This window comes from Geminicoccus flavidas, from assembly GCF_009806515.1.
Lineage (GTDB): Bacteria > Pseudomonadota > Alphaproteobacteria > Geminicoccales > Geminicoccaceae > Geminicoccus > Geminicoccus flavidus.
In genome coordinates, this window is the sequence record NZ_WUJP01000128.1 from 1 (window position 1) to 1678 (window position 1678).

Annotated in this window: 2 protein-coding genes; one reads left to right on the forward strand and one right to left on the reverse strand. The window is 70.9% G+C overall.

The genetic code is table 11. The features are described from left to right. Nucleotides 1–987, forward strand: a 987-nt coding sequence (locus EQG76_RS03420) for a M24B family metallopeptidase (RefSeq protein ID WP_159710628.1), incomplete at its 5' end; no start/stop codon positions are given. A 16-nt stretch (nucleotides 988–1003) separates the two neighbouring features. Here the strand turns inward: EQG76_RS03420 and EQG76_RS03425 are convergent. Next, on the reverse strand, nucleotides 1004–1678 hold a 675-nt coding region (locus EQG76_RS03425), incomplete at its 5' end, for a GlxA family transcriptional regulator (RefSeq protein ID WP_159710630.1).

A 1678-nucleotide genomic window follows, 5' to 3' on the forward strand; every position in this document is an offset into this window, starting at 1 on the left:
CTCCTAGTGGATCCGGCCTATTCGGCGGTGGGCTTTGCCGACCGTTTCGCCAAGGCCGGCGGCAAGCTGGTCGAGGGCGAGGACCCGATCCCGCTGGCGCGCGCCATCAAGAACCCCACCGAGGTGAAGGGTGCGTTCGCGGCCCAGCAGCGCGACGGGGCGGCGATGAGCCGCTTCCTGTGCTGGCTGGATACCGAGGCCTTGGCGGCAGGCGCCGACGAGCTGGCGGCTGCGGCGAAGCTCCGGGCCATCCGCGCCGAGGACGAGCTGTTCCGGGGCCTGAGCTTCGAGACGATCAGCGCCTATGGGCCCAATGCCGCGCAGCCGCACTACCGGACCATGCCCGAGACCAACCTGAAGCTGGAGCCGGGTAACGTCTATCTGGTCGACAGCGGCGGCCAGTATCTGGACGGCACCACCGACATCACCCGCACGGTGGGCCTGGGCGAGGTGGCCGAAGCGATCCGCGTCCAGTTCACCCTGGTGCTCAAGGGCATGATCGCGGTCTCGGTGGCGGTCTTCCCCGAGGGCACCACCGGCGCGCAGCTGGATACGCTGGCGCGCCTGGCGCTGTGGCGGCACGGCCACGACTTCGACCATGGCACCGGCCACGGGGTCGGCAGCTATCTCTGCGTCCACGAGGGGCCGGCCCGGATCTCCAAGGGGCAGAGTGCGGTCAAGCTGCAGCCGGGCATGATCCTGTCCGACGAGCCCGGCCACTACGTCGCCGGCAGCCACGGCATCCGCACGGAGAACCTGCTGGTGGTAGAGCCGGCACCCACGCCGCCGGGCGGCGAGCGCAAGCTCCTGCGCTTTGCCACGCTGACGCTGGCGCCGATCGACCGGCGGCTGATCGTCCCTGAGCTGCTGAGCACGGAGGAGCGGGAGTGGCTGAACGGCTACCACGCCCGGGTGCTGGCCGAGATCGGACCACTGGTGGACGAGCCAACCCGGCAGTGGCTGGCGCAGGCCTGCGCGCCGCTGTGAGGCCGGCCCACAGGCACTAGGCAGCCGACCGGGCGGCGCGGCGCAGCACCTGCGGCGGCTGGCCGAACGCCCGCAGGAAGGCGCGACGCATCCGTTCCGGATCGGTGAACCCGCTTTCCCTGGCCACGATCTCCACGGGGTGGCGCGTCTTTTCCAGCATGAGCCGCGCCGCCTCGACCCGTAGCTGTTCCACGGCCTTGGCCGGCGACTGGCCGGTCTCGGCGCGAAAGACTCGGCTGAACTGACGCGGGCTGAGGGCAGCAGCTTCGGCCAGCTGCTCGACCGACAGCTCGGCCTGCAGATTGCGCCTGGCGAAATTCAGCGCCGACTGAACCCGGTCCGACCTGGGCGCCAGCTCCAGAAGCTCGGAATGCTGGGTCTGCCCGCCGGCCCGCCGGTGGTACATCACGAGCTTGCGGGCCACGGACTGCGCGATCTCGCTGCCGAGATCCTTCTCCACCATCGCCAAAGCGAGATCGACGCCCGCCGTCATGCCTGCCGAAGTCCAGACCGGACCATCGACGATGAAGATCCGGTCCTCCTCCACCCGCACCGCCGGGAACCGGCTGCGCAGCTCGTGCGCCACCAGCCAGTGCGTCGTCGCCCGCCGCCCGTCGAGCTGGCCGGCCTCGGCCAGGACGAAGGCACCGGTGCAGATCCCGCCCAGCCGCCGCACCGCCGGCAGGCGACC